Genomic DNA, 25,112 nt, shown 5'->3' on the forward strand with positions numbered 1-25,112 from the left:
CCGGGTCAGAGCAGACCGCCGGTGATACCCAGCAGCCCGTGATCGGACGAGGCGTGCGAGTCGCCGCCGAGCACACCATCGGTGACCCCACCGGTCACGTCACCGACCGTGTCGGTGACACCGGGGAGGAGGCTGTCCACCTGGTGCGTCACGCCGCCCACCGTCGACGGCACGTCAAGCGGCGGGACCCCGCCGACGACACCGTCGCCGTGCCCGAGGCCCAGCCCGTTGAGGGTGTCGTCGACACCCAGCGAGCTGACGACCCCGCCGAGCTGACCGTGGGTGCCGGAGAGGGCACCACCGGTCAGGTCGCCGCCGATCAGGTTCGAGTCGGTGACGTCGAGCAGACCGGTCGGGTCACCGACGGTGCTGGTGACGTCCCCGAGCACCGGGTCCGCGATGGCGTCCACCGGCTGCACCACGTCCGCGTCGAGCGTGTGCGCCACGTCGGAGACACCCGCCAGGTCGGTGTCCAGGCCGGACGGACCGACGCCCAGACCGATGCCGGGCAGCACGGTGACCCCGGCGGCGGCGGTCGACGGGTCGACAGCGATGGCGCCGAGCACGCCGGCCTTGACGTCCACGCCACTGGGCGAGCTGGTGACGCTGATCTGCTGCGCCACGCTCTGCAACTGACCCACCACGTCGGTGGTGTCGGTGAGCAGCGGGTCCAGCCCGAGCTGCCCCACCGGCGAAGCCAGCGGCGCGAGGCCCGCCCCCGGCGCGTAGTCGACGACCAGCGGTACGACGTCCTGCACGTCAGCAGCGGTGATGTCGGTGAGCCCGGCGCCCCGCAACGCACCCTCCGGGTCGAGGTCGAAGGCCGACCGCGCGTCCGGGTTCGTCAGTAGGTCGAGCACGAAGTCGTGGAGCGTCTGCTGCGAGTCCATGTGCCGGTTCTCCTCGGATCTGGCGTTGGGCGGGGTGTCGTACGTCGACAGTGACGACGCTATTGCCGGGGGTGGCCCCCGGGCATCGGGGCTCAGCCCGCATCCGGGCCGGTTGAACTAGGGGCTCCGCCACCTCGTACGTTAGGGGGACAGGGGGAAACCGTCCCGACGAGATTAGGGTCCCGACCAGGGACTGATCTCTGGTACGAACGTAGGAGCCCGCGGGGTTCGCCGGGGGTGCGTCGTCGGGCAGCCGGCGCCATCGCCACCGACCGGCCGACTCACGGGGAGAGACAGAGACGATGCCGTACGTCCTGGGGATAGACATCGGAAGCAGCAACACCGCCGCGGCCGTCGCACGACGACGCGGCGCGACCTGGACCCGCCCCGAGGCAGTCCCGCTCAGTGCCGGCTCACCTCTCATGCCCTCGGTGCTGTGCCTGGCGGAGGACGGTTCGCTGCGGGTCGGTGAGCCGGCGACCGACGACGGCAGCCGCACCACCCGGGACTTCGTCCACCGGATCGGCGACGACGTGCCGGTGCTGCTCGGCGGCGAGCCGTGCGCGCCGCAGACGCTGACCGCCGAGTTGGCGGCGTGGGTGGTGGAGCGGGTGCACGCCCTGGAGGGCGGGGCGGCCGAGGCGATCGTGCTCAGCCACCCGGCCGGCTGGCGCCCCTACCGGCGGGAGGTGCTGCACCGGGCGTTGTCGGACCTCGGCCTGCGGCACGTGACACTGCTGCCCCGCACCGTCACGGTGGCCGAGAGCCACGCCGCTCGCGGGTTCGCGGGCAGCACGGCTGTGGTCTACGCCCTGGGCGGCAACAGCTTCGAGGCGGCCCTGGTGCGCCGCACCCCGCGCGGCACGTACGAGACGTTCGGCACCCCGCAGGGTCTCGACTCGATCGGTGGCGCCGACTTCGACGAGGCGCTGGCCGAGCACGCTCGTACCGTGCTGGCCCGGGAGTTGGCAGCGACCGGACGTCGCGGGGCCCAGGCCGCGCTGCGCGGGCTGCGCGCGGAGTGCGACCGGGTCAAGCGGGTGCTGACCGTCGACCTCACGGCCGACGTGGTGCTGACCCTGCCCAACGGCCCGGTCCGGGTGCCGGTGACCCGGGCGCAGTTCGAGGCCATGATCCGCCCGACGGTGCAGGCCACCGTCGACCTGCTGCTGCGGGCCGTGCGCAGCGCCGACCTGACTGCGGCGCAGCTCGACGGCGTCCTGCTGGCCGGCGGCTCGACCCGGGTCCCGCTGGTGACCGAGCTGATCGGCGCGGCCCTGCCGGTGCCGGTCGAGGTGGAGCCGGACGCACAGTTGACCGCCGCCACCGGCGCCGCGATGGCCGCCTGTCAGGTGGTGTCGCCACGCCCCCGCCAGCCGGCGCCGGCCCGCGTCCCGGCCCCGGTCAGCGGTGCCGGGCGGGCCACCATCCCGGCACAACGCCGCCCCCAGCACACCGTTCCGGGCGATCCGCCACCGCGGCCCCCGGTCCGACTCCTCCCACTGGAACTGCCGAAGCCGTCCCGCCTGGCGCTGGCCCGCGCCCGGGGGCGCGAAGGATGACCCCGATGATCATGAATGACCTCGCCGTACCAGGACTGACAGTGGACAAGGGGTTGCAGGCCCTGTTGGACACCGTCGCCCAGAATCCGGTCGGCCCGCTCGCCGTCGGCATCGCCGGCCCGGCGGGCCACGGTAAGACAGCGCTCCTCGCCGAGCTGGAGCGCGTTCACCGGCGCGCCGGCATCGCCGTCCAGACGGCCGCACCGGAGCCGGGCGCGCCGGTCGACCCCGACACGGTGCTGCTGGTCGACGACGCGCACCTGCTCGACGACGCCCGGATCGGGGCGCTGCTGCGTCTGGTCGCCGGCCGTCGACACCGGCTGGTGGTCGCCCACCGCCCGTGGCCGCGGTCGGCGGCGTTCAGCGAGCTGGTCGACGCCCTGCGACGCGACGGGCAGGCCGTTCTGCTCACGCCGTTCACCCGGGAGCAGACCGCCGCCCACCTCGCCGCCACACCCGAGCTGGGTCGCCCCGCCGACCTGGTCGACTTCGTCCACACGCAGACCGCCGGAGTCCCAAGGGACGTCGAGCGGCTGGCCCGAGGTCTGGCCGGCGCGGAGATTCGGACCGGCGCGATGGTCGACCCACCCCGGTCCGTCGTCCTCGAATTCGCCCCGGACCTGGACGTCCAGCCCACCGAGGTACGACGACTGCTGCTCGCCGTGGCCGCCGGCGGCACGCTGCCGGTCAGCATGCTCGGCGCGCTGCTCGGCCGGGACCCGGCCGGGGTCGACGAGCTGATCGCCACCACCAGGGCGGCCGGGCTGCTCGGCGCGGACGGCCGGCTCGCGCCGATCGTTCGGCGGGCCGTCGCCACGCTCAGCCCCACCACCGAGCGCACCGCCGTCTGGCGTCGGCTCACCGAGTTGCAGCTCGCCCGGGGCGGCGCCGTGCTGCCACTGGTCCGCTCCCTGCTCGCGGTCGGCGCGCTCGGCGACTGCCCGGCCGCGACGCTGGCCGCCGCCGCCGGCGAGGCGCTGGCCGACGAACCGGCGTTCGCCGCCGAGCTGTACGCGGCGGCCACCGCCGCCGGACGACCGCCCAACGCCCAGCAGGCGCTCGCCGCCGCGCTCGCCGGTGACCTCGACGACGCGCTTCGGCTGGCGGACCGGCTGCTGGCCACGACCGCTCCCCCGGACCGCTCCGAGGCGGCCATGGTCGCCGCCACCGCACTGGCCCACCGTGGGCACGTCGGTCGCAGCGTCGAACTGTTCCGGTGGTCGGGCACCGCCTCGGCGAGGGCGTTCGCCATCGTCGGCGGGATCGCCACCGGCGACCCGGCCGCCGGCACCGAGTCACCGGCGGGTGACCCGGCTGGCGAACCACCCACTCTGCACGCCAGCGCCGCCCGACTGATGGCCGACGGCGTACGGGAGAGCGTGACCGGCCCACCGACCGCCGCGCTCTCCGCGCTCGTGCAGGCCGCCGCGCTGCTGGAGCCGGACGGCCGGGCGGTGCTCCTGCCGGACAGCCCGGCCGCCCTCGCCGCGTTGACCGCGATGCACTGCGGCGAGCTGGAGATCGCCGAGCGGGTGCTGCACCGCGCCCTGGCCGCTGGTGTCGGCGGCCCGCTGATGGCCCGCCGGCACCGGCTGTTGCAGGCCTGGATCCTGATGGTCCGTGGCGAGATCCACGCGGCCGGCGAGCGCCTCGCCACGGTGACCCTCGACGGGCGGCACCTGGAGTCGCGCGACCAGCTCTTCGCCGCCGCCATCCGGATGGGCATCGGCCGGCGCAACAGTGACCTCGGGGCGCTCAAACGGGGTTGGGGGCAGGCGCTGGAGGCCGTGGTGCGCCACCCCGTCGACCTGTTCACCCTGCTGCCGCTGGGTGAGCTGGCCATCGCGGGCGCGCGGCTGGGTGACCTGGCCCGGCTGGAGCCGTACCTGCAGCAGGGGCGTTCACTGCTCGCGGGCCTCGGCGACCCACCACTGTGGAGTGTGCCGTTGCACTGGAGCGGCCTGCACGCCGCCATCCTGACCGGTGAGCCGACGGTCGCCGACGACCACGTCGCGGCGCTGCTCGCCGCCGCCGGCCACAGCCGGTACGCGGCAGTGGTCGCCGCCGCCGCGGAGAGCTGGGTGGAGGTGCTCCGGGGAGTCGTCGACCCGACCCGGGTGGAGGCCGCCGCGCGCGGGCTGCACGACACCGGGCTGTGTTGGGACGGCGCCCGCCTCGCCGGGCAGGCCGCCATCCGTACCGCCGACCGGCGGGCGATGACCACCCTGCTGGAGTGCGCCCGAGCGTTGCAGGGGCGGCCCTCCGGTGGGCCGGCCGGGCAGCCACCGCCGGCCGGTGCGAGCACGACACGGGTCACCGGGCCCACCCAGCACGGGCTCAGCGACCGCGAGTACGAGGTCGCCGAGCTGGTGCTGGCCGGGTTGACCTACCGGGAGATCGGTGACCGGCTCTTCATCTCGGCCAAGACCGTCGAACACCACGTGGCGCGGATGCGTAACCGGTTGAACTGCGCCAACCGCACCGAACTGCTGGCCCTGCTGCGTACCCTGGTCGCCGACCGGGCCAGCGACACCGCCGGACAGCCGTGGCCGCAGCGGGCGGGCCGATGACCCACAGCGATGTCCGGCTGATCCGGACCAGGCTGGCCGTGCTGGCCGCCGTGCTGATCACGCTCTGGTCGTACGCGGCCTACGTGTCCAGCCAGGACGCCGTCGACCTGCTGCGCGTCCGGGCGCTGGCGGACACGCTCGGACAGCCCATCGACCGTCTGATCCTGAGCCTGCAGACGGAACGCCGGATCACCGCCGAGACGATCGCCGGGGCGGGTGGGACGACGCCGGAGCTGGTCGGGGCCCGCGACGCCACCGACCGGGCCGCCGCCGAGATCCGCGAGTTCACCAAGGGGCGCGACCTTCGGCTGCTCACTGCCGGCGCGGTCCGCGACCGGGCCGGTGAGCTGGTCCGACGGCTCGACGGCCTCGGCACCACCCGGTCCCGGATGGACACCGGGCGACTCGGCCTGGCCGCGGCGATCGACGGGTACGACGAGGTCGTCGACGTCGCCTTCCGGGTGTACGGCCCGGAGTGGGGCGCGTACGAGAGCGGGTTGGCCGCCGACACCCGCGCGGTGATCGCGCTGGCCCGCGCCCGGGAGTTGCTGGCCCGGGAGGACACAGTGGTCAGCGCCGCCCTGACCGGCGCGCGACTCGGCGCCGACGAGCGGCGTCGGCTGACCGCCCTGGTCGGCGTCCAGCGGTACGCGAACGCCGAGGCCGCCGCCGGTCTGCCGTCCGACGGTCGGGCCGAGCAGCAGCGCCTCGCGACCAGCCCGGCGTTCACCGCTCTGCTCGCCCTGGAGGACCGGCTGCTGCTCCAGTCCGGCACCGGCAACGCCCTGGCCGGCGTCACCGTCGGGGATTGGCGGGCCGCGGCGGACACCACCCTGGGTGCGCTGCAGACCCTGGTGACGGGCACCGCCCGTAGCAGCGTCGAGCGGGCCACACCCGGTGCCGCGGTGCTGATCGCGCGGACCGGAGCCGTGGTGGGGCTCGGCCTGATCGTCGTGCTCGTGCTCCTGCTGAGCTGGGCGGGCACCATCCGGCGCCTGACTGAGGAGCTGACCGGGCCGAAGGCCGCCGCCCCGGCCCCCCAGGATCCGCCTGCGCCGCCGGGCGCCGCGCCGTCGGGGGGTGCCGCCGAGCGGGAGCTGTTCCTGGGGCTGACCCGACGCAACCAGGTCCTGCTGCGCGACCAGCTCAGCCTGCTGGACCTGATGCAACGTCGGGAGCGGTCCACCGAGGAGACCGGCGAGCTGTTCCAACTCGACCACCTCACCACCCGGGTCCGCCGCAACGTGGAGAAACTGATCACGCTGGCCGGCGCGACACCCGCCCGCCGCTGGCGACGCCCGGTGCCACTGCTCGACGTGGCGCGCGGCGCGGTCGCCGAGGTGCCGGACTACCACCGCGTCCTGATCGCGCCGCACTGGCCGTGGTCGCTCGCGGGGCCGGCCGTCACGGACGTCATCCACCTGCTGGCGGAGCTGATCGAGAACGCGTTGGTCTTCTCCGGGGCGGACACCACCGTCCGGGTCAGCGGCGAGCACCGACCGCAGGGGTGCGCGGTCGTCGTCGTCGACGACGGGCCTGGCCTGGACGCCGCCACGCTGGCCGAGGCGAACCACCTGTTCGGCAACCCGCCACCCGACGGCCCGCCCGCCGGCCTCACCGGTTGGTACGCCGCCGCCGTCCTGGCCGGCCGCTGCGGCGCCCACGTCTCGCTGCGCCCCAGCCGGCGCGGCGGAACGGCCGCGATCGTGCTCCTACCCGCCCGGCTGGTCACGGTCACCGACACCGGCCGCGCACCGGCCGGCGCACCACCTGACACCCCGTACCCACCAGCCCGCACCGACACCGACCTGCCCGGCCCGAGCGGCGACGGGGCGTTGCCGACGCGGGTCCGCCAACCCGGGCCGATCGGCCCGGAACACGGCAGGACCAGCCTCGACACTGTCGAGATGCCAGTCGCGAGAACAGCAAGGAGACATCAATGACGTCTGCAGTGGTCACCGAGGACGGCCTGACCGACGCCCTGAACAGCCTGGTCGACCGGGTGCACGGCGCGGAGTTCGCCGTGGTGCTCTCGCCGGACGGGCTGCCGCTCGGCGGCTCGCGGCGGGTGGGGGACAAACTGGCCGAACAGATCTCCGGCGTGGTCGCCGGCCTGATCGCGTTGGGGCTGGCCGCCACCCGCACCTGCGACGCGGGTCGGCTGCGCCAGGTCGTGGTGCAGATGTCGCGGGCGTTCCTGTTCATCGCCACCATCCCGAACGGGACCATCCTCACCGTGCGGATCGCCGGTGACGACGTCGAGGTCGGCGACATGGCGTACGAGGTGGCGCTCTTCGTGGGGCAGGCCGAACGGCACCTGCCGATCACTCTGGGGCCGGCCTCCTCGGTGACGATCGGGGACACTGGTGCACACCAGCGGCGGCACTGACGAGGCGTGGTACGACGACGACGCGGGCCCGGTCGCCCGGCCGTACACGATGACCGGGGGGCGCACCGCGCCCGCACGCGGCCAGTTCGACCTGATCTCGCTGGTGGTCGCCCGGCCGGGGGTCACACCCCCCGCCCCGCTCTTCCCCGAACAGGCGCGGATCGTCGAGTTGTGTCACCATCCAGTGTCGGTGGCCGAGGTCGGTGCCGAGTTGGACCTTCCGCTGGGGACCGTCCGGGTGCTGCTCGGTGACCTGCTCGGGGCCGGGCTGATCGAGACGCACGAACCGCCGATGCTGTCGGAACTGCCGACCGAGGATCTGCTTGAGGCGATCCTCGTCGGGCTTCGCGCGCTGTGACCGGGCGGATGCCGCCCGGTACCGGGGCGGATCGTGGGCCCGTACCCGGCGACGAACTGAAGGAGAGACAGGCAGTGCCGGCAACACCACCCCAACCACGCCGTACCGTGGCGATCATCCTGCTGGACAAGGTCGTGGCCCTCGTCACTGCCGCACGGCGGGTGCTCACCGGTCGGGAGGACGTCTCGCGGGCCACCTGGTTGGCCGTCATCGCGGCGCTCGGGGTGCTGGTCGCGACGGCAGTGTCAGTGGTCGGGGTGCTGCGTACGCCGGAGAAGTTGACGCCGGTGACCCTCGACCCGCCGCCGTCCGTGCAGCAGGTGGGCGCCACGCCGTCCGATACGCCCCGGGCGCAGGCGCGACCGGCGCTCACCAGCCCGACGGTGCCCACTCCCCCGCCCACCTCGGCCTCCTCGGCCCCACCGACCGAGGCGTCGACCCGGCCCACCCCGACCGGCGCGAGCGCCGAACCCACCGCGGCGGCCCTGAGCGCCGACTTCGCCATCACTGACAACGCCCTGCTCAGCTATGGCGCGACGGTGACGATCAGCAATCCGGGCACGGTCGCGGCGCCGCAGTGGACGCTGGTGGTCACCCTGCCCCGCGAGTCGCTGAGGATCAGCGCGGTCGAGGGCGCACAGGCCAGCCACGACGGTGCCGTGTGGACGTTCGTGCCGGACAGCGACACCGCTCCGGTGCCCGGGAGCGCCTCGATCCAGGTGACGTTCCGGGTCAATGGTTCGTTGACGGGTTCCGCCCCCGAGGCGTGCACCATCGACGGGGTCGCCTGCGCCGGCCTGTCCGACTGAACGTGTCAGTGACGTCCCGATCGAGCGTGGTACACCCGACGTTCCGGCGGCAGCCACGCTTGATTGATCATTAGTTCGGGCACGCTTCGTACCGTCCCGACCATGACTGTCCTACCCGCATCACCGTCGCTTCGCCGCGCCGGGTCGCGCCTCGGTGCGCTGCGTACCCGGGTCGCTGCCGGCGTCGCCGCCCTCGCCGTCACCGGCGCGACCGTCGGGGTCGCCGTCGCGACCTCGTCGCCCGCCACCGCCGAGCCCGGCCACGTGGTCGTCTCGGAGAACTTCTCGACCGGGTCACTGCCCGCCGGTTGGAACGCGGTCGACGGCACCTGGAAGGTCGAGAACGGCCGACTGTACGGAACCTCGGCCAGCGCCAGCGCGAACAACAAGATCACGTTTGGTCGGCACCTGAACGACTTCCGCCTCGAGGCGACCATGCGCTTCGAGTCGGTCTCGGCCGCCACCCGCTGGGCCTCGCTCGGCATCGACGTCCCCGCCAACGGCGCCACCCCCTGGTGGATCGCCACCATGCGCAGCGGCACCACCGCCGCCAACGGGCTGGAATTCGCCCAGCGGACCACTGCCGACGCCTGGGTGGTGACGAACACCGCCTCCGCCCCGTCCGCCGCCGGCACCGGCCGGGACGTCCGCGTCGCCGTCGAGGTGCACGGCAACCAGGCCCGCTGGATCTTCGACGGGCGGGAGGCGATGCGCACGAGCAGCCTCCAGCGCTCCGCCGACGGCGTCCAGGGGCTCTTCGTGAACGGCGCGACCGTGTCGTACGACGACGTCACCGTCACCGAGCTGGCGCCGAACGGCTACCTCCGCCCCGAGGGCAGCCCGCTCACCGTGATCGCCCACCGGGGCGCGTCCGCCGCCGCACCGGAGAACACCCTCGTCTCCCAGGAGATCGCCCGCAAGGGTGGCGCCGACTGGATCGAGAACGACGTCCAGCCGAGCAAGGACGGCATCCCGTTCATCCTGCACGACGGCACCGTCGACCGGACCACCGACGGCACCGGCAACATCCGGGACCTGACCGCCGCGCAGATCAAGGCACTCGACGCCGGTTCCTGGTTCGGCCCGCAGTACGTCGGCGAGCGGGTGCCCACCCTCGCCGAGCAGCTCGCCGACCTGCGGACCCGGGGCGGCAACCTGCTCGTGGAGATCAAGGGCAAGCACACCCGCGACGAGGTCGCCACGATCATCCAGGTGATCCGCGACGAGCAGATGATGGGCCGGGTCTTCATTCAGAGCTTCGAGGTCGACGCCCTGAGGTACACCTACGAGATCGCCCCCGAGCTACCACTCGGTCTGCTCCGCAGCACCCTCGACGCCGACCCGGTGGCGATCGCGAAGGAGCTGCACCTGACCGCGTACAACCCGGACGGCAACGCGCTGCTGGCCAAGCCGGAGGTCGTCGCCGCGCTGCACACCGCCGGGGTCGCCGTGATGGCCTGGACGATGGACTCGGCCGCGCTGTGGCAGCGGCTGGAGCGCATCGGCACCGACGCGGTCATCACCAACCGCACGGCCGAGCTGGTCGGCTGGAACGCGGCCTTCCTCCAGCGGCCCTCCGCCGACCCGACAGTGCAGATCACCTCGCCGGCCAACGGGGCCCGGCTGGACCGGGCGCAGTCCCCGGTGATCGCCGTCGCCGCGACCAACGCGGAAACCGTCACGGTCAAGCTGGACGGTAAGACGTCGGCCGCCGGGCGCGCCCTCGACCTGGCCAGGCTGACCGCCGGCCGGCACACCCTCACCACCGAGGCCACCGGGCCCGCCGGCACCGCCACCGCGACCAGCACCTTCACCGTGACGGTGAGCCAGGCCGGCCTCGGCTACCTGATCCTCACCTCGGGCGCCGATCCGGCCGCCGTCACCGCGATGACCACCAAGCTGGCCCACGCCCAGTACGCCCAGCTGGCCAGCTACGTCGACCGGCAGGCCGGCAAGCAGGTGCCGGCCGAGACCGCCAGCGTCATCGCCGCCGACGCCCGCACCCTCGCCCTGAAGTGACGGTTCGCCGGGTGGCGCTGGTCCGAGGCCAGCGCCACCCGGCGTCCTCAGCGGACGGCGACGGGCGACTCGGCCCGCTCGCCCCGCTGCCGGAGAAGCGGCAGCGCCGGCGCCAACGCCAGCGCCATGCACAGGCCGCCGATGGGAAGCAGGTCGAGATTGACCGCCGGTAGGACGATGCCGACGAGCAGCACCGGCACGCTCCACCACGGCAGCCGGCGTCGGGCGGCGAGCATGCCCACGAGAACGAGCAGGCCGAGGAAGAAGAGCTGGGGTACGACGTCGTAGAAGGCCACCTCCACGCCGGGGATGTCCTTGAAGCTCGCGCCGAGCCGGGACATCTCCGCCCGGTCGTCGGCCAGCAACCCCTCCACGATGTCCGCGCCGAACTGCACCATCGTCGCGACGAGGCCGACCAGTGTGCCGGCCACCACCCCGGTGCGCCACGCGGAGCGGGGCAGCAGGTGCGACAGCGCGAGCACACCCGGAACGAAGCACACCATGCCGGCGAGGGCGACCAGGTGGGCGGCCTGCCAGTCGAACCCGGGGCCGTACACCCCGTCGGATCTTCCCCACAGACGAACCAGGCCGTAGGTGGCGATGCCGACCGGTCCGGCGATCACGAAGAGCGCTGCGCGTTTCATGCCAGCCATCATGTGACCGCCGACGCCTGGCGACCTCCGGGTACGTCCCCCGGTTGGCCCTGGATGTCGTATCAGGTGTTTCACCGAGCCGTGGTCAGGGGCCGAACGGCTTGCCCGTCAGCGCGGATTCATCCGGGAAGGCCAACGAGCTGAAGAACTTCTCCGTCTCGGCACCGCGAATGCTTTCGATCTTCGCCAGCAGTTCCTCTGTCGCCGCGTAGGCGCGCTGCTCCCGCTCGGCCGGATCAGCTGTCGCCTCGGCGCGACCGAACGCGAGCCGCCAGTGGTTGCTCGCCTCGATGAGCGCGAAATGGGTACGTCGCAGCAGCGCCCACATCTGATCCCACTGATAAAAGGTGCGTAACGCGGTGGCCACCGCGATGACCACACCCGACACCGCAATTACCAGGTTCTTACCGGGGTAGCTGAAGCCGGCGAGCAGTGGCAGCGACGCACTGATGACGATGACCAGGATGCCGGTGAATCGGAACAGTCGCCGGTGCCATTTGGCCCGCCAGTCGTATTGGTCCCTGAGCTTGTTGATGCTGTCTTCCGCCAACGCGCGGTAGACCTGCAACGGATCGCCGGGGGCCCCGTTCTGCGACTTGGCGAGCAACCCGCTCTGTCCTTGGTCAACAGACACGTCACGATGCTAGACGCTGGCCATGCGACGGTCTATAGCCCGAGAATACGATGTTGTCGGAGTATTGACGGGCAAACATCTCCCGTTCCGGTGATGCGACCGGCCAGGCAATCACCGGAACACCACGTCGACGCCACCACGCCGTCAGACCGGACGGAAATGCGTCCACCTCGTAGGCCAGGAAATCGGGTCGGGTGACCAGATTGCTGACCATGCTGCGACCCACCATCCGGGTCAGTGGCCCGGCGGTACGCAGTAGCCCGCCGATGCGCCCCACCGGCACCCGCTGGCGCGGCGGCAGTTTGCGCACCGCGACCCGCAGCGCCGCCACGAGCAGCGGATCGAAGGATTCGACAGCGTACCGTCCGGGATAGTCGGTCGTCTGCCGCAGCACCTCCTCGACGAGATCGAAGTTGAGGGTGAGCGCCGGCCGTTTCAGCTCGATCAGCAGGGGCACCCGTCCGGCGACCCGTTCCAGCACCTCCGACAGCGTGGGGATGCGCTGGTCCGTGCCCTGCAACCGGAGTCGCTGCCGGTCGGCCGGGGTCAACTCGGCGGTGGCGATCTCCGCACCGGTGAGCGCCGCCAGGTCGTAGTCGTGGACGACGACGAGTTCGCCCGCGCGGGTGAGCTGCACGTCCAGTTCGCAGGCGTAGCCGGCGTCGGCGGCCGCCTCGAACGCCGCGAGGGAGTTCGCCGGTCGATTGTGGCCGGTCAGCCCGCGGTGTGCGATCGGGGTGTCGAGCAGCCAACCGTCATCGGGCGACACACGATCCTCCTGAGCTTCGCAGAACCGGGCTACCGCACGCCGTGCAGGGGTTGCGGGTACCTTACCGGGCGCCCGGGTGGTGAGCATGCTTCATGCTGGAGTGGTGATTCGATTCGTACTGAATGTGCTGTGGCTCGTCTTCGGCGGTGGCATCGTGCTGGCGGCCGGCTACGGCATCGCCGCGCTGATCTGCTTCGTCCTGGTCATCACCATCCCGTTCGGCGTCGCGTCGCTGCGCCTCGCGGTCTACTCGCTGTGGCCCTTCGGACGCACCCTGGTGCCCAAGCCGGGCGCGGGCGTCGGCTCCGGCCTGGCGAACATCCTGTGGGTGGTGCTGGCCGGGTGGTGGCTCGCGCTCTCCCACATCCTCGCCGGCATCGCCCTCTGCGTCACGATCATCGGGATTCCGTTCGGCATCGCCAACTTCAAGCTCGTTCCGGCCGCGTTCTGGCCGCTCGGCCGCGAGGTCGTCGACGCCCCGTGACGGCACTGCGCGTCGGTCGGCAACGAAAAACGGGAGACCCCGGGTCTCCCGCCACTTCTAACTTATAGCGCACTGGGGGGCTTGCGGCAAGACCCCGTTTATGACGCAGAATCGTCGGCCGAGGCTTGAATCTGCCGAAATGGACGTCATGACATGAATTCCTTGCCTACCTCCGTGTTCGCACTACCCGGTCACCTCGCCCCCAAGGCCGACCCGGCGCTCATCGCCCAGGACGAGCGGCACTTCGCGGCCATGGCGCGCAACCTCGCGCAGCTGACCGCCGAGCTGTCCGACCGCCTGGACGCCGCGCGCCGGGCACCCGGCGGCAAGGGCCGCCAGGCCGTCGACCGGGACGAGGAGGTTCGTCGGCTGACCGCCCGTCTGCGCTCACTGAGCCGCTACGGGCTGGACCTGTGCCTCGGTCACCTGGTCGAGGCGGACAGTCCCGAGCCGGTCTATGTCGGACGTCGCGGCCTCACCGACAGCACCGGTCGACGGCTGCTGCTCGACTGGCGCTCACCCGCCGCCGAGCCGTTCTTCGGCGCGACCCACGCCAACCCGATGGGCCTGGCGAGCCGCCGCCGGTACCGCTGGACCCGCGGCCGGATCAGCGACTACTGGGACGAGGTGTTCACCCCGGACGGGTTGGTGGGCCACGCCGCCGCGCTCGACGACCAGTCCGCGTTCATCGCGAGCCTGGGCAGCGCCCGATCGGCCCGGATGCGTGACGTGCTCAGCACGATCCAGGCCGACCAGGACGCCATCATCCGGGCCGGGTCGGCCGGGGCCCTCGTGGTCGACGGCGGTCCGGGCACCGGGAAGACCGTCGTGGCCCTGCACCGGACCGCGTACCTGCTCTACTCCGACCCGCGCCTCGGTCAGCGCCGGGGTGGGGTGCTCTTCGTCGGGCCGCACCAGCCCTACCTGGCGTACGTCGGCGACGTTCTGCCCAGCCTGGGTGAGGAGGACGTGCAGACCTGCACGCTGCGCGACCTGGTCCCCGAGGGGGCGACGGCAACCGTCGAGGCCGACCCGGAGGTGGCCCGGCTGAAGTCCTCGGCCGAGCTGGTCCGGGCGATCGACGCGGCCGTCCGGTTCTACGAGGACCCGCCGGTCACCCCGATGACGATCACTGTCGGCGACTCCGACCTCCGGCTGAGCGCCGACGACTGGGCCGACGCGTTCCGGGCGCCGGGCCTGGGCACCCCGCACAACGAGGCGCGCGAAGAGATCTGGGAGGAACTGCTCGCCATCCTCACCGACAGGTACGACGGCGACGAACCGGACGACGTGCTGCGCGACTCGCTGCTGCGCAACCGGGACCTGCGGGCGACCGTCAACCGCGCCTGGCCGCTGCTCCACGCGGCCGATCTCGTGAGTGATCTGTGGTCGGTTCCCGCGTACCTGCGCACATGCGCGCCGTGGCTCAGCCCGGCGGAGGTCCGCAAGCTGCAACGCGACGAACCCCGGGCGTGGACCGTGTCCGACCTGCCGCTGCTGGACGCGGCACGGCAGCGGCTCGGTGACGCGGAGAGGTCGGGGCGCACCCGTCGGCACGACCCGGCGGCAGCCGTCGAACGCGACCACATGGCCCGGGTCGTCGACGAACTGCTCGCCGCCGACACCTACGACGACGGCGAGGGCCTGCTGACGATGCTGCGCCAACCCGACCTGCGCGAGGTCCTGGTCGACGACTCCGGCCTGCCGGACGCTGAACCGGACCTGCTGGCCGGCCCGTTCGCGCACATCGTCGTCGACGAGGCACAGGAGCTGACCGACGCCCAGTGGCAGATGCTGCTGGCGCGGTGCCCGTCGCGCAGCTTCACCATCGTGGGCGACCGCGCCCAGGCCCGGCACGGGTTCACCGAGTCGTGGCAGGAACGCCTCAAGCGGGTCGGGTTCGACCGGATCACGGTGACCTCGCTGAACGTCAACTACCGCACCCCGGCGGAGGTCATGGCGCAGGCCGAGCCGGTCATCCGGGCCGTGCTCCCGGACGCGAACGTGCCGACCTCCATCCGGGGCAACGGGCTGCCCGTCGTCCACGGGTCCGTCGCCGACCTGCTGTCGATCCTCGACAGCTGGCTCGCCGCGCACGCCGAGGGGATCGCCTGCGTCATCGGTGACCCGACCTTCCCGCCCACGGACCGGGTCCGGTCACTGAGCCCGGAGCAGGCCAAGGGGCTGGAGTTCGACCTGGTCGTTCTCATCGACCCGGAGACGTTCGGCGCCGGCATCGAAGGGGCCGTCGACAGGTACGTCGCGATGACCCGGGCCACGCAGCAACTCGTGCTCCTGAGCAGCGGCTGAGGGCAGCCGGCCAGCGCGGTTTTCGGGGGGCGTCCGGGGCAGTTTCGGTTACGGCGGCCATACCACTGAGGCATATGCATGCCTCAGTGGTATGGCGCTCTTCCGCCACATCACCTGACCGATGTCGCTCGGTGCACCACGATCGCGTCTGCGGAGCCGTCGAACCTAGCCGCCCAGCGTGACGTGCATGATCTTCTCGTTGCTGTTGTTCGGGGTGCTGTCCTTGTCACCGACGTTGGTGGTGGTCAGCCACAGTCCCCCGTCGGGGGCCGGCTCCACCGTCCGCAACCGACCGTAGGTACCGCTGAAGTACGTCTGCACGTTCGTCAGGTTGCTGCCGCTGATCACCGCGCGGTACATCCGAGCACCTCGGGCACAGGCCACGTAGAGCGCGTCGCGCACGATCGTGATGCCGGAGCAGGACCCTTCGGCAGTCGGGTAGGTGCGCGCCGGTGCGATGAACCCGGCCGTACCGCAGGAGCCACTGGTGCCCTCACACGCCGGCCAGCCGTAGTTCCCGCCCTTGGTGATCAGGTTGGTCTCGTCCATGATCGAGTTGCCGAACTCCTGCTCCCACAGCCGGCCCTGCGAGTCGAACGCCAGCCCCTGGGGGTTGCGGTGGCCGTAGCTCCACACATAGTTGCCGAACGGGTTGTCCGAGGGAACGGTGCCGTCCGGGTTGAGCCGCAGGATCTTGCCTTCGAGGCTGGACCGGTCCTGGGCGTAGTTGCCGTTCTGTGCGTCGCCGGTGCTGGCGTACAGCTTGCCGTCCGGGCCGAACCGCAGCCGACCACCGTTGTGGTACTTGTTACGCCGAATACCGGTGAGGAGCACCTGCTCGCTCGCGGTGTTGAGGCGCCCGTTCTCCAACCTGATCCGGACGATGCGGTTGTCGCTCGGCGAGGTGTGCATGATGTACAGCCAACGGTCGCTGGAGTAGCTGGCCGAGATGGCGAGCCCTAGCAGGCCACCCTCACCGTCGGTGCTCTGCACGTTCGGCACCGTGCCCAGGTTGGTCTTGGCCCCGGTGGTCGGGTTGAGCTGGATGATGTCGTGCGCGTCGCGCCGGTTGTAGAGGACGCTGCCGTCCGGCAACGTCACCAGACCCCACGGGATGTCGGTGTCGGTGCTGACCTGCCGCACCCCGCACACCGGGTTGGCGCACGCCGCACCGGTGGTCACCGTAGCGGTGCCGCTACGCGACGAGGCGTTGTCCTGTGCGTCCCGAGCCACCACGTAGTACTGGTAGGAGGTGTTCGCCGTCAGACCACTGTCGGTGAACGTGGTCGCCGGCGGCGTGCCGGTGACCGTTCCCACCTTCACGCCAGCCCGGTAGATGTCGTACGCCCGAACCCCGATGTTGTCGGTCGACGCTGTCCAGCGCAGCGTCACCGTGGTGCCCGACGCGGTGCCGGTGAGCTGTTGCGGCGCCGTCGGCGGCTGGCTGTCGGCCTGACAGGGCGGCGGAGTGATCGACACCGTGGCACTGGCCTGCGACACGTTGCCGGCGGCATCGCGGGCGTTGACGTACAGGCCCCAGGTCGCCCCGGCGACCACCGTCAGATTGGTGGAGAGCGTCGTGCCACTCACCGACGTCATCAGCTGGCCGTCGTGGTAGACGTCGTAGAAGGCCACCGCGACGTTGTCCGTCGAGGCGTTCCAGGCGAACGTCACCGAGTTGCAGGTCAGGCCGCTCACCCGTGGGCTGCCTGGCGCCGTCGGCGGCTGGGCGTCGGCGCTGCCGAGAGACGTCGTCCACCGCTGGTTGGACTGGCCGTTGCAGGTCCAGAGGCCGACGGTGGTGCTGTTGGCGGTGCCCGCGCCGGTCACGTCCAGGCACAGGCCGGACTGGACGCCGACGATGGTCCCGGAGGTGTTGATCCGCCAGCGTTGGTTGGCCCCTCCGGTGCAGCTGTTGATCTGCAGCGCGGCCGGTGCGGTGGTGTCCTGGCCGACGACGTCCAGGCACATCGTCTCGTCGTAGACCCGCAGCTCGCCGCTTGAGGTGAAGGTCCACGCCTGGTTGGCCTGACCATTGCAGTCGTAGATGTTGATGCCGGCCCCGGCTGTTCTGACGTTGCCGACCACGTCCAGGCACCGACCGCTGGCCACACCGACGACGGTCGACGGCGCCGCGGCGGCCGCCGGCACACCAACGGCCAGGTTCAGCAGCGTTACCGCCGCCATCGCCACCGGCAACAGCCGCCGTCGTGGGCGGCTCGGGGTTCTCCACGCGATGACTCGCATCAGGCCTCCAGGGTCAGGGCATCGACCGGCCCACCCAGGCGACCAGGCGCCCGACCACGCCGAACAGACACATTGACTATCAAAGATGTGCTTGGCGCCCAAGTCAAACGATGTCTCTCGATCGAGGGCAAACCCGCAGATCGGGGCGACCGGAGCGGCAACGAGGGCGGTGCCGCCCCACCATCGGCGCAGCCGCCCCTCCTCCTCAGGTCGTAGGCGCAGTGCCGTCCTGCGCCAGATGGTTGGGGCCGATCCCTCGAACAGGCTTGTTCCATGGCTTCGGGTGACGCCGTACGGACCTGCTCCGGACACCCGTTAGCCAGGAAAGGCACTGGCAGACGATGCGATCACGTCCTCTTCCCGCCCCCGGCTCACCCCGGTCGGGGCGACCTTTCGTCCGGCTCGGCGCGGTGGTGGCGGCCACCGTCGTCATCGCCGTGAGCGTCGCCGGCTGCGGCGCACCGCAGCACAATCCCGCACCGCCCATCGCCGCTCCGGCGGCACCCGCGGCCAGCGGCGGGGCGGGTTCGGCTCTGACCGACACCGACGTCAACGCCTGGCTCGACGGCCTGCTGCCGGCGGCGCTGGACCGCACCGGCATCGCCGGCGCCACGATCGCCGTCGTGCACGACGGCAAGATCGTCACAACCCGGGGGTACGGGTACGCCGACACCGGTGCCGACGGTGACCCGGCCGTGCCGGTCGACCCGGACCGGCACCTGTTCCGGATGGGATCGGTGTCGAAGCTGGTCACCGCCACCGCCGTGCTGCAACTCGTACAGAGCGGGAAGCTCGACCTCGACGCCGACGTCGAGACGTACCTCGATTTCGACCTGCCGCGCCACTACGAGCGGGCCGTCACCCTGCGGCACCTGCTGACGCACACCGCCGGCTTCGAGGAGCGGATCGCCGGCCTCATCGGCACCGAGGGCGGCACCGTCGACCTGCGCAAGGCCCTGGCGACCGACCCGCCCGAGCAGATCTACGAGCCTGGCACCGTCCCCGCCTACTCCAACTACAGCAACGCCCTCGCCGGGTACATCGTCGAACGGGTCAGCGGGACGCGCTTCGAGGAGTACGTCCAGCGCAACATCCTGGACCGCGCGGGCATGCCGTCGTCGACCTTCGAGCAGCCCCTCCCGGCGGCGCTGCGCGACCGGATGTCCAACGGGTACGACACCTCCGCCGGGCCCGCCGCGCCGTTCGAGATCGTCGGCACGCCCCCGCCCGGTGCGTTGAGCGCCCCGGCGACGGACATGGCGCGATTCATGATCGCCCAGCTCGGCGAGCCGGTGGGCTTCGCGCCCCTGCTGGACAAACCCACCCGCGACCTGATGCAGCGGCCGGCGCTCGACTCGACGGCGCTGGGCACGCTGGCCGACGGACCCCGGATGACCCTCGGCTTCTTCACCGAGGACCGTAACGGCCACCGGATCCTCGGCCACGGCGGCGACACCAAGTACTTCCACTCCCACCTGCAGATCTACCCCGACGACCGGGCCGGCATCTTCCTCTCCCTCAACAGCAACGGCTCCGGCGCGCTCGACAGCCAGGAGCTTCGCGAGTCGATCGTGAACGGCTTCGCCGACCGCTACTTCCCCGCCGGTGACGACCAGCCGGGAACCACTGTGGACCCGGAGACCACCGCCACGCACGCCGCGCTGGCGGCCGGCACGTACGAGTCCTCACGCGCGATCCGGAGCAACTTCCTGACGGCGATCGGCCTGGTCGGTCGGACCACCGTCAGCGTCACCGACGGTAACCGGTTGCTGATGGTGCCGGGTCCGCTCTCCGACTCCCCCGCCCGCTACGAGGAGGTGGCGCCCTGGGTCTGGCGTGAGGTCGGCGGGCAGCGCACGATCGCCATGCGGGCGGGCGACGACCGGGTCGAGGCGATCAGTTTCGACTCCGCGTTCACGTTGCTGCCCGTCGAGCCCGCCCGCGCCTCCGCGTTGGCTGTCCCGGTGCTGGCCGTGTCGACAGTCGTGCTGCTGCTCACCGTGCTGTCCTGGCCGGTCGGCGCGATCGTCCGCCGTCGACTGCGTCGCGCGCCCCGGGACCGGGCGGGGCGTACCGCGCGGATCCTGAGCCGCCTCGCCGTCGCCGGCACGCTGCTCGCGTTCGCCGGTTGGGTGCTGAGCATCATCAGCATCATGAGCCTGCAGGACGTTCCCGATGGCGCCCTGCGCACCATCCAGGTGCTGCAGCTGATCGGCCTGCTCGGGGTGCTGCCCGCCACGGTCCGGCTGGTCGACGACGTGCGACGCCACGTCGGCTGGCGGCGGATCGCCGGCAGCGGGCTGACAGTGCTCGCGCTCGCCGCCGCGGGCTGGTTCGCCGTGGAGTTCCAGCTGCTCGCGCCTAGCATCTCCTACTGACCCGCCCGACCCGGGACGATCCGGAGCAAGGATGCGCACCGCATGAGGGATCACACCGACACCGAACCCGGCACCCACCGACTGACGAAGTGGCTCGACGGACGGCTCACCCGGCTCGGGTTGACCGGAGTGTTCCCCCGCGACTGCCTGCTGGCTGCGACGCTGACCGTCTCGACGTTCGTCCTGCTGACGGTGCTGTTCCGGTTCGTGGCACCGGCGGAGGGGGTGACGTTCGACCCGGCGCGGGCCGGGCTGCTCATCGCCGTGTGCAGCGCGCAGGCGATGCTGCTGTGCCTGCGTCGGGTCCGGCCACTGCTCTGCCTCGCGCTCATCGTCGGCCTTCAGCTGCCCATCATCGGCGTCTCCCTGCCCGAGGAGGCGACGATCCGGGGCATCGCCCCGTTCATCGCGGCGTACACCGTCGGGTCGTTGCTGCCGGTTCGGCGTGCGCTGCTGGCCGTCGGGGTGGCCGTGGCGGTCGAGTCGATCGGGGTGGCCGTCGTGGTGATCCCGGACGTGCTGGCGGCACTCGCGTACGTCTCGGCGAGCGCCCTGACCTACGCCAGCGCGACCTTCGTCGGCGGTTACGTGGCCACCCACCGCCGCTACGTCGAGTTGGTCCGGGTCCGCGCGGACGAGGCGATCCGGGAGCAGCACACGAAGGTCCAGGCGGCGATCGGTGCGGAGCGATCCCGGATGGCCCGCGAGTTGCACGACGTGGCGGCCCACCACCTCTCCGGCATGGTCGTGCAGGCCGCCGCGGTCGAGCGGCTGATCGACCGGGACCCGGCGGCCGCGAAGGCCGGCGTGGCCTGGATCCGCAGTCAGGGCAAGGAGACCCTGGACAACCTGCGGCTGGTCGTCGGTGTGCTGCGCGGCAGACCGGGGCACGAGGGCGGCGACGGTGCCGCCCCGGTCCCGGGTCTGGGCATGCTCGACGACCTGGTGCGCACCGCGGGCAGCCTCGCCGGCCCGGTGGAGTTCGTCCGGGAGGGCGAACAACGCGAGGTGCCGCCGATCGCCGACGTCGCGCTCTACCGGATCGCGCAGGAGTCGCTCAGCAACGCCCGCCAGCACGCCCCGGGCGCCGCGGCACGGGTGGTGCTCCGCTTCGCGCCCCGCTCGGTGTCGCTGGAGGTGGTGAACGACCCGGCCGCGCCGCGGCGCGTGCCGGCGGCGCGAACCGGTGGTGTCGGCCTGGTGGGCATGCGCGAGCGCGCCCAGCTGATCGGGGCGACGTTCGCCGCCGGGCCGACGGCTGCCGGTGGCTGGTCGGTCACCGCGACACTTCCGACGAACGGTCCCGCCACCTCACGGCCGAAGGAAGAGGCCCCAGCATGATCAGAGTGATGCTCGTCGACGACCAGGCCGTGGTCCGCGCCGGCTTCCGCGTCATCCTGGAACAGGACGGTGAGATCGAGGTCGTGGCGGAGGCGTCGAGCGGGTCCGCAGCTGTGGAACTGGCCCGCCGGCTGCAACCGGACGTCATCTGCATGGACGTCCGGATGCCGCACGGCGACGGGCTCACCGCTACCCGGCGGATCGTCGCCGAGGCGACCGGGACGCCACCGGCGGTACTCGTCGTGACGACCTTCGACCTCGACGAGTACGTCTTCGGCGCGTTGGAGTCCGGTGCCAGCGGGTTCATCCTCAAGGACTGTGAGCCCGAGGACCTGATCGAGGCGATCCGTCGCCTGGCCAGCGGCTACGGGCTCGTCGACCAGGCCGTCACCCGCCGGGTGATCTCGGAGTTCGCCAGGCGTACGCCCGCTCCCCGATCGGACGCCGCGGCGGCGCACCAGTTGACCGCGCGGGAGACCGAGATCGTGGAGTTGCTCGCCCAGGGCCTGTCGAACGTCGAGATCGCCGAGCAGCTCTTCATCGAGACCAGCACGGTCAAGTCGCACCTCGGGCGGGCGATGGCGAAGATCGGCGCCCGGGACCGGCTGCAGACCGTCGTGTGGGCGTACCAGAACGGGGTTGCCCACCGGTGACAGCGGCCGATCCGCAGGCCGACGGCGCGTCCTCCCCCGGTCGAGTGTGGACACCCGCGGAGTACGATCCCGGTCGTACCGCCGTGGTGACCTCCAGCTGACGACCCCTCGATAGGAGCCAGGCATGGCCGGCCCGGACCCCGAACTCGCCGCGAAACTTCAGCCCGACGTGCCGCACGCGGCACGGATCTGGAACTACTGGATGGGTGGCAAGGACAACTTCCAGTCCGACCGGGCAGCCGGCGACGCCGTCGCCGAGGTCTACCCGGAGATCGTCCTCATGGCACAGCAGTCCCGCGTGTTCCTGGTGCGGGCGGTCCACCACCTCGCGGCCGAGGCGGGCATCCGGCAGTTCCTGGACATCGGCACCGGCCTGCCCACCATGCAGAACACGCACGCGGTCGCCCAGGCCGTCGCGCCCGACTCGCGCATCGTCTACGTGGACAACGACCCGATGGTGCTGGTGCACGCGCGGGCGCTGCTGGCCAGCACGACCTCGGAAGGGGTCACCACCTACGTCCCGGCCGACTACCACGACCCGGAGAAGATCCTCGCCGAGGCGGCGCAGACGCTCGACTTCGACCAGCCCATCGCCGTGATGTACATGGGCGTGATGGGCTACGAGCCCGACCTGGACGTGGTGCGCTCGATCGTCGGGCGGACGATGGACGCGGTGCCGTCCGGGTCGCACCTGGTGCTCTGGGACGGCACCAACACCAGCCCGGCGGTGGTCTCCGGAGCCGAGCGGCTGGCGCAGAGCGGCGGCGTCCCGTACATCCTGCGCAGCCCGGAGGAGCTCGAAAGCTGCTTCGACGGGTTGATGATGGTGGAGCCGGGCCTGGTGCCGATCCCGCTGTGGCGACCGGAGACTCCCGACGCCGTGGGGATCGACGCCTACGGCGCGGTGGCCCGCAAGCCCTGACCGGCACGACGTCCGCCCCGCTCCCGCCGTCGCGCCGGAGCGGGGCGGACGTCGTTCACCGCTCACACGTCAGGGTCAGGCCGTCGGGCACCGCACTGGTCGCCACGAGCAGACCGAAGGTCGTCGCCGTGTCCAGCGCCAGCGCCCCGTTGTACGACGCGTTGCGCACCGTGACGTCGGTGCCGGTCGTCTCGGCCACCCCGCCCCAGGCCGCCTGGACCCGCTCGTCACCGGACCACCGCCAGGAGACGCGCCACCGGTCCAGCGGCAGCGTCCCGGTGTTGCGGACGGTGACCGTCGCGACGAAGCCGCCGCCCCAGTGGGTGTCGATCGTGGCCGTCGCACGGCACGAGGTCAGCGGGGCGGTGCGCCCCGAGGCGATCACGTACGGGTCCCGCCGGCCCTCCACGTCGGTGAACCGGTACCAGTACTCGGTGCCGGGCGTCAGCCGGTCGATGGTCACCGAGCCGTTGCGCTCCGGCCCGGAGACACCCTCGGCGACGACGGCCCGCCACTGTTGGGCGTCCTCGCGGCTGGTGAAGAGGCTGACGGTCATCGGCGGGTCGTAGCCGCAGGGCGGGCGGAAGAAGATGGAGTACGAGATGGTCAGGCTCGTGGTGGTGGCCCCGGCCACGCTCGCGCTGATCGGCAACGCCGGCGGGCAGGTCGGCGTCGGTGTCGGCGTCGGTGTCGGGGTGGAAGACGGCGTGGGCGTCGCCTCGGCGGCGGTGGTCGTCCCGGCCCAGGCGGCCAGCGCCATGGTCGTGACAGCGAGGAACATGCGAAGCATCGGTACCTCCGTGGTTGCCGGGCACCGATGACCGAGGGGGTGGCCGGTGCCGCGCTCGGTTTCCGGTCGCCGACGAGGCTGCCCGGCACGGGTGACGTGGCCACCTCGTGCGCCCTGTGGACCGGAGGAGAACTGGTGCGCGCTGGCTCCCCGCGCACTACCGAACCACAGCATGGCAGTCGACAGGAATCGATACAACACGATCCCATCGTCCGTCGTCAGGGAGACGGGTCGACCCGCACCCGGTCGCTCTCGTGGTCGGAGAGGAAGGACGCGAGTGCCTGCCCCTGCTCCCCCACGGCCTCCCGTTCGGCCCGGGAGAGCCCTCGCAGTGGGCTGACGGTCACCGTGCCCGACTCGACGGTCCAGGTCGCCGCGACCCGACCGTCGACGAGCACCACGCGCTCGCCGGCCACCGAGAGGAGACGGTGCGCGTCGTCGATGATCCGGCTGCGGTCGTCGTAGCCGAGGATCGCGTTGTCGAACGCCGGCAGGAACCGCACCGGGGCGGGCGTGTCCGGGTCGGGGCGCGGCGCGTCGGGGAGGTCGATCAGCTTCCGGCCGCGCTCGTCGCGGAAGGTGACCAGCTCGTCGCGCATCGCAGTCACCGAAGCCGGCAACCCGGCGAGGCCGCACCAGGCCCGCAGGTCGGCCGAGGCAGCCGGGCCGAAGGCGGCCAGATAGCGGCGTACGAGCACCTGACCGACCGGATCGGCGCTCTGCGCGCTCGACGGTTCGAGCTCCCGGTCGAGCCACGCGGCGAGCAGGACGTAGCGCACGCCCGCCTTCGCCCGCCACACCCCGCGCGGCGGCAACTGCGCCATCGGGAGCAGTGCGACAGCCATCTCGCCCAACGCCCGTGGCTCCGACGTCGGCCAGTGCTCGCCGAGCGCCCGCCCGATCTCCGGCATCGAACGCGGCTCGCCGTCGGCCATCAACGCCCGGGCAGCAGCGGTGAGGTCGTCGAGATCCACCCCGTCGAGCTCGCCGCGGTAGACCCCGAGCACCCGCTGTCGCAGCATGGCGTCGTGGCGGGGGCGCCAGGCCACGGCGTCGTCGGCGGCGAGCAGGTGGACGGTGCGGCGCATGAGGTGCGTCCGCACCACGTGTCGCTCGATCAGCAACGTCGACAGCACCGTCGGATCGAACGCGCGCAGCCGCGACCAGAGCCCGATGAACGGCTCCTGCGGCTCCTGGGCCTGGAGGCCACCGAGGTGGGCGACGGCGTCGAGCGCGGGCAGGTCGGCGCGGTCGAGCAGCAGCTGCCGGGCGAGCGTCGCGCGGTTGAGCGCCCGGGTGTCGAGAACTGTCATCGGGTCCCTTCGGTCGACCTG

At 72.0% G+C, this 25,112-nt stretch carries 20 protein-coding genes; 13 read left to right on the forward strand and 7 right to left on the reverse strand.

The window, feature by feature from the left end:
* Positions 1-5: 5 nt before the first annotated feature.
* On the reverse strand, positions 6-890 hold the full coding sequence (locus AB0C03_RS24210; RefSeq protein ID WP_030330448.1) for an IniB N-terminal domain-containing protein: 885 nt from the start codon (positions 888-890) through the stop codon (positions 6-8).
* A 302-nt stretch (positions 891-1,192) separates the two neighbouring features.
* Here AB0C03_RS24210 and AB0C03_RS24215 point away from each other — a divergent pair, with 302 nt between their 5' ends.
* The 7 genes from AB0C03_RS24215 (at position 1,193) to AB0C03_RS24245 (ending at position 10,597) form a co-directional block, all read left to right on the forward strand.
* Positions 1,193-2,452, forward strand: a complete 1,260-nt coding sequence (locus AB0C03_RS24215; RefSeq protein ID WP_081883769.1) for an Hsp70 family protein — start codon at positions 1,193-1,195, stop codon at positions 2,450-2,452.
* Positions 2,453-2,457: 5 nt separating this feature from the next.
* Entirely contained in the window at positions 2,458-5,022 is a 2,565-nt protein-coding gene (locus AB0C03_RS24220; RefSeq protein WP_357638956.1) for a LuxR C-terminal-related transcriptional regulator, read from the forward strand.
* Positions 5,019-6,965 (forward strand): sensor histidine kinase, encoded by a 1,947-nt coding sequence (locus AB0C03_RS24225; RefSeq protein WP_357638958.1) that lies wholly within the window; start codon positions 5,019-5,021, stop codon positions 6,963-6,965. Before AB0C03_RS24220 ends, AB0C03_RS24225 begins: the two co-directional genes overlap by 4 nt.
* Positions 6,962-7,411, forward strand: a complete 450-nt coding sequence (locus AB0C03_RS24230; RefSeq protein ID WP_030330457.1) for a roadblock/LC7 domain-containing protein — start codon at positions 6,962-6,964, stop codon at positions 7,409-7,411. The genes AB0C03_RS24225 and AB0C03_RS24230 overlap by 4 nt, the downstream gene beginning before the upstream one ends.
* A complete protein-coding gene (locus tag AB0C03_RS24235) occupies positions 7,389-7,769 on the forward strand; it encodes a DUF742 domain-containing protein (protein WP_030330459.1) in 381 nt (126 codons plus the stop codon). The genes AB0C03_RS24230 and AB0C03_RS24235 overlap by 23 nt, the downstream gene beginning before the upstream one ends.
* Before the next feature lie 74 nt (positions 7,770-7,843).
* Positions 7,844-8,578 (forward strand): cellulose binding domain-containing protein, encoded by a 735-nt coding sequence (locus AB0C03_RS24240; protein WP_357638960.1) that lies wholly within the window; start codon positions 7,844-7,846, stop codon positions 8,576-8,578.
* A 102-nt stretch (positions 8,579-8,680) separates the two neighbouring features.
* Positions 8,681-10,597, forward strand: coding sequence for a glycerophosphodiester phosphodiesterase family protein (locus AB0C03_RS24245; RefSeq protein WP_030330463.1), 1,917 nt, complete (start codon positions 8,681-8,683; stop codon positions 10,595-10,597).
* A gap of 47 nt (positions 10,598-10,644) precedes the next feature.
* Here the strand turns inward: AB0C03_RS24245 and AB0C03_RS24250 are convergent, their stop codons facing one another.
* The 3 genes from AB0C03_RS24250 to AB0C03_RS24260 form a co-directional block, all read right to left on the reverse strand.
* On the reverse strand, positions 10,645-11,241 hold the full coding sequence (locus AB0C03_RS24250; protein ID WP_051708284.1) for a hypothetical protein: 597 nt from the start codon (positions 11,239-11,241) through the stop codon (positions 10,645-10,647).
* 94 nt (positions 11,242-11,335) lie between these two features.
* The gene (locus AB0C03_RS24255) at positions 11,336-11,884 is read right to left on the reverse strand and encodes a DUF4231 domain-containing protein (RefSeq protein ID WP_357638963.1); all 549 of its coding nucleotides are present in this window, start codon (positions 11,882-11,884) and stop codon (positions 11,336-11,338) included.
* 1 nt (position 11,885) lies between these two features.
* The gene (locus tag AB0C03_RS24260; RefSeq protein ID WP_357638965.1) at positions 11,886-12,740 is read right to left on the reverse strand and encodes a glycerophosphodiester phosphodiesterase family protein; all 855 of its coding nucleotides are present in this window, start codon (positions 12,738-12,740) and stop codon (positions 11,886-11,888) included.
* A 16-nt stretch (positions 12,741-12,756) separates the two neighbouring features.
* Here AB0C03_RS24260 and AB0C03_RS24265 point away from each other — a divergent pair, with 16 nt between their 5' ends.
* Both AB0C03_RS24265 and helR read left to right on the forward strand, forming a co-directional pair.
* On the forward strand, positions 12,757-13,137 hold the full coding sequence (locus tag AB0C03_RS24265; protein ID WP_208648924.1) for a YccF domain-containing protein: 381 nt from the start codon (positions 12,757-12,759) through the stop codon (positions 13,135-13,137).
* A 153-nt stretch (positions 13,138-13,290) separates the two neighbouring features.
* Positions 13,291-15,447 (forward strand): RNA polymerase recycling motor ATPase HelR, encoded by a 2,157-nt coding sequence (gene helR / locus AB0C03_RS24270; RefSeq protein ID WP_357638967.1) that lies wholly within the window; start codon positions 13,291-13,293, stop codon positions 15,445-15,447.
* Between the two features lie 165 nt (positions 15,448-15,612).
* Here the strand turns inward: helR and AB0C03_RS24275 are convergent, their stop codons facing one another.
* Positions 15,613-17,694 carry a PQQ-dependent sugar dehydrogenase gene (locus AB0C03_RS24275; RefSeq protein ID WP_210860409.1) on the reverse strand — a complete coding sequence of 694 codons (2,082 nt, stop codon included), beginning with the start codon at positions 17,692-17,694 and terminating at the stop codon, positions 15,613-15,615.
* A gap of 341 nt (positions 17,695-18,035) precedes the next feature.
* Here AB0C03_RS24275 and AB0C03_RS24280 point away from each other — a divergent pair, with 341 nt between their 5' ends.
* The 4 genes from AB0C03_RS24280 to AB0C03_RS24295 all read left to right on the forward strand — a co-directional run bounded on the left by AB0C03_RS24280 (position 18,036) and on the right by AB0C03_RS24295 (position 22,988).
* Positions 18,036-20,072, forward strand: a complete 2,037-nt coding sequence (locus tag AB0C03_RS24280) for a serine hydrolase domain-containing protein (RefSeq protein ID WP_357638969.1) — start codon at positions 18,036-18,038, stop codon at positions 20,070-20,072.
* 42 nt (positions 20,073-20,114) lie between these two features.
* On the forward strand, positions 20,115-21,413 hold the full coding sequence (locus AB0C03_RS24285; protein WP_357638971.1) for a sensor histidine kinase: 1,299 nt from the start codon (positions 20,115-20,117) through the stop codon (positions 21,411-21,413).
* Positions 21,410-22,066 (forward strand): response regulator, encoded by a 657-nt coding sequence (locus AB0C03_RS24290; RefSeq protein ID WP_030330483.1) that lies wholly within the window; start codon positions 21,410-21,412, stop codon positions 22,064-22,066. Before AB0C03_RS24285 ends, AB0C03_RS24290 begins: the two co-directional genes overlap by 4 nt.
* A 124-nt stretch (positions 22,067-22,190) precedes the next feature.
* The gene (locus tag AB0C03_RS24295) at positions 22,191-22,988 is read left to right on the forward strand and encodes an SAM-dependent methyltransferase (protein WP_210864446.1); all 798 of its coding nucleotides are present in this window, start codon (positions 22,191-22,193) and stop codon (positions 22,986-22,988) included.
* A gap of 55 nt (positions 22,989-23,043) precedes the next feature.
* On the opposite strand, the gene AB0C03_RS24300 is transcribed toward AB0C03_RS24295, so the two are convergent.
* Positions 23,044-23,778: a cellulose binding domain-containing protein gene (locus AB0C03_RS24300; protein WP_210862201.1), complete on the reverse strand. Its 735-nt coding sequence runs from the start codon at positions 23,776-23,778 to the stop codon at positions 23,044-23,046.
* Positions 23,779-23,996: 218 nt separating this feature from the next.
* Positions 23,997-25,091 carry a winged helix DNA-binding domain-containing protein gene (locus AB0C03_RS24305; RefSeq protein ID WP_357638974.1) on the reverse strand — a complete coding sequence of 365 codons (1,095 nt, stop codon included), beginning with the start codon at positions 25,089-25,091 and terminating at the stop codon, positions 23,997-23,999.
* Positions 25,092-25,112 lie beyond the last annotated feature (21 nt).

It is taken from the genome of Micromonospora parva (assembly GCF_040649675.1).
Taxonomy (GTDB): domain Bacteria; phylum Actinomycetota; class Actinomycetes; order Mycobacteriales; family Micromonosporaceae; genus Micromonospora; species Micromonospora parva.

Bases quoted from the DNA above. Each gene is read 5' to 3' on its own strand.
- AB0C03_RS24210 (WP_030330448.1), bottom strand. From the start codon at position 890: ATGGACTCGCAGCAGACGCTCCACGACTTCGTGCTCGACCTACTGACG.
- AB0C03_RS24215 (WP_081883769.1), top strand. From the start codon at position 1,193: ATGCCGTACGTCCTGGGGATAGACATCGGAAGCAGCAACACCGCCGCG.
- AB0C03_RS24220 (WP_357638956.1), top strand. From the start codon at position 2,458: ATGATCATGAATGACCTCGCCGTACCAGGACTGACAGTGGACAAGGGG.
- AB0C03_RS24225 (WP_357638958.1), top strand. From the start codon at position 5,019: ATGACCCACAGCGATGTCCGGCTGATCCGGACCAGGCTGGCCGTGCTG.
- AB0C03_RS24230 (WP_030330457.1), top strand. From the start codon at position 6,962: ATGACGTCTGCAGTGGTCACCGAGGACGGCCTGACCGACGCCCTGAAC.
- AB0C03_RS24245 (WP_030330463.1), top strand. From the start codon at position 8,681: ATGACTGTCCTACCCGCATCACCGTCGCTTCGCCGCGCCGGGTCGCGC.
- AB0C03_RS24250 (WP_051708284.1), bottom strand. From the start codon at position 11,241: ATGAAACGCGCAGCGCTCTTCGTGATCGCCGGACCGGTCGGCATCGCC.
- AB0C03_RS24260 (WP_357638965.1), bottom strand. From the start codon at position 12,740: ATGCTCACCACCCGGGCGCCCGGTAAGGTACCCGCAACCCCTGCACGG.
- helR (WP_357638967.1), top strand. From the start codon at position 13,291: ATGAATTCCTTGCCTACCTCCGTGTTCGCACTACCCGGTCACCTCGCC.
- AB0C03_RS24275 (WP_210860409.1), bottom strand. From the start codon at position 17,694: ATGCGAGTCATCGCGTGGAGAACCCCGAGCCGCCCACGACGGCGGCTG.
- AB0C03_RS24280 (WP_357638969.1), top strand. From the start codon at position 18,036: ATGCGATCACGTCCTCTTCCCGCCCCCGGCTCACCCCGGTCGGGGCGA.
- AB0C03_RS24285 (WP_357638971.1), top strand. From the start codon at position 20,115: ATGAGGGATCACACCGACACCGAACCCGGCACCCACCGACTGACGAAG.
- AB0C03_RS24290 (WP_030330483.1), top strand. From the start codon at position 21,410: ATGATCAGAGTGATGCTCGTCGACGACCAGGCCGTGGTCCGCGCCGGC.
- AB0C03_RS24295 (WP_210864446.1), top strand. From the start codon at position 22,191: ATGGCCGGCCCGGACCCCGAACTCGCCGCGAAACTTCAGCCCGACGTG.
- AB0C03_RS24300 (WP_210862201.1), bottom strand. From the start codon at position 23,778: ATGCTTCGCATGTTCCTCGCTGTCACGACCATGGCGCTGGCCGCCTGG.
- AB0C03_RS24305 (WP_357638974.1), bottom strand. From the start codon at position 25,091: ATGACAGTTCTCGACACCCGGGCGCTCAACCGCGCGACGCTCGCCCGG.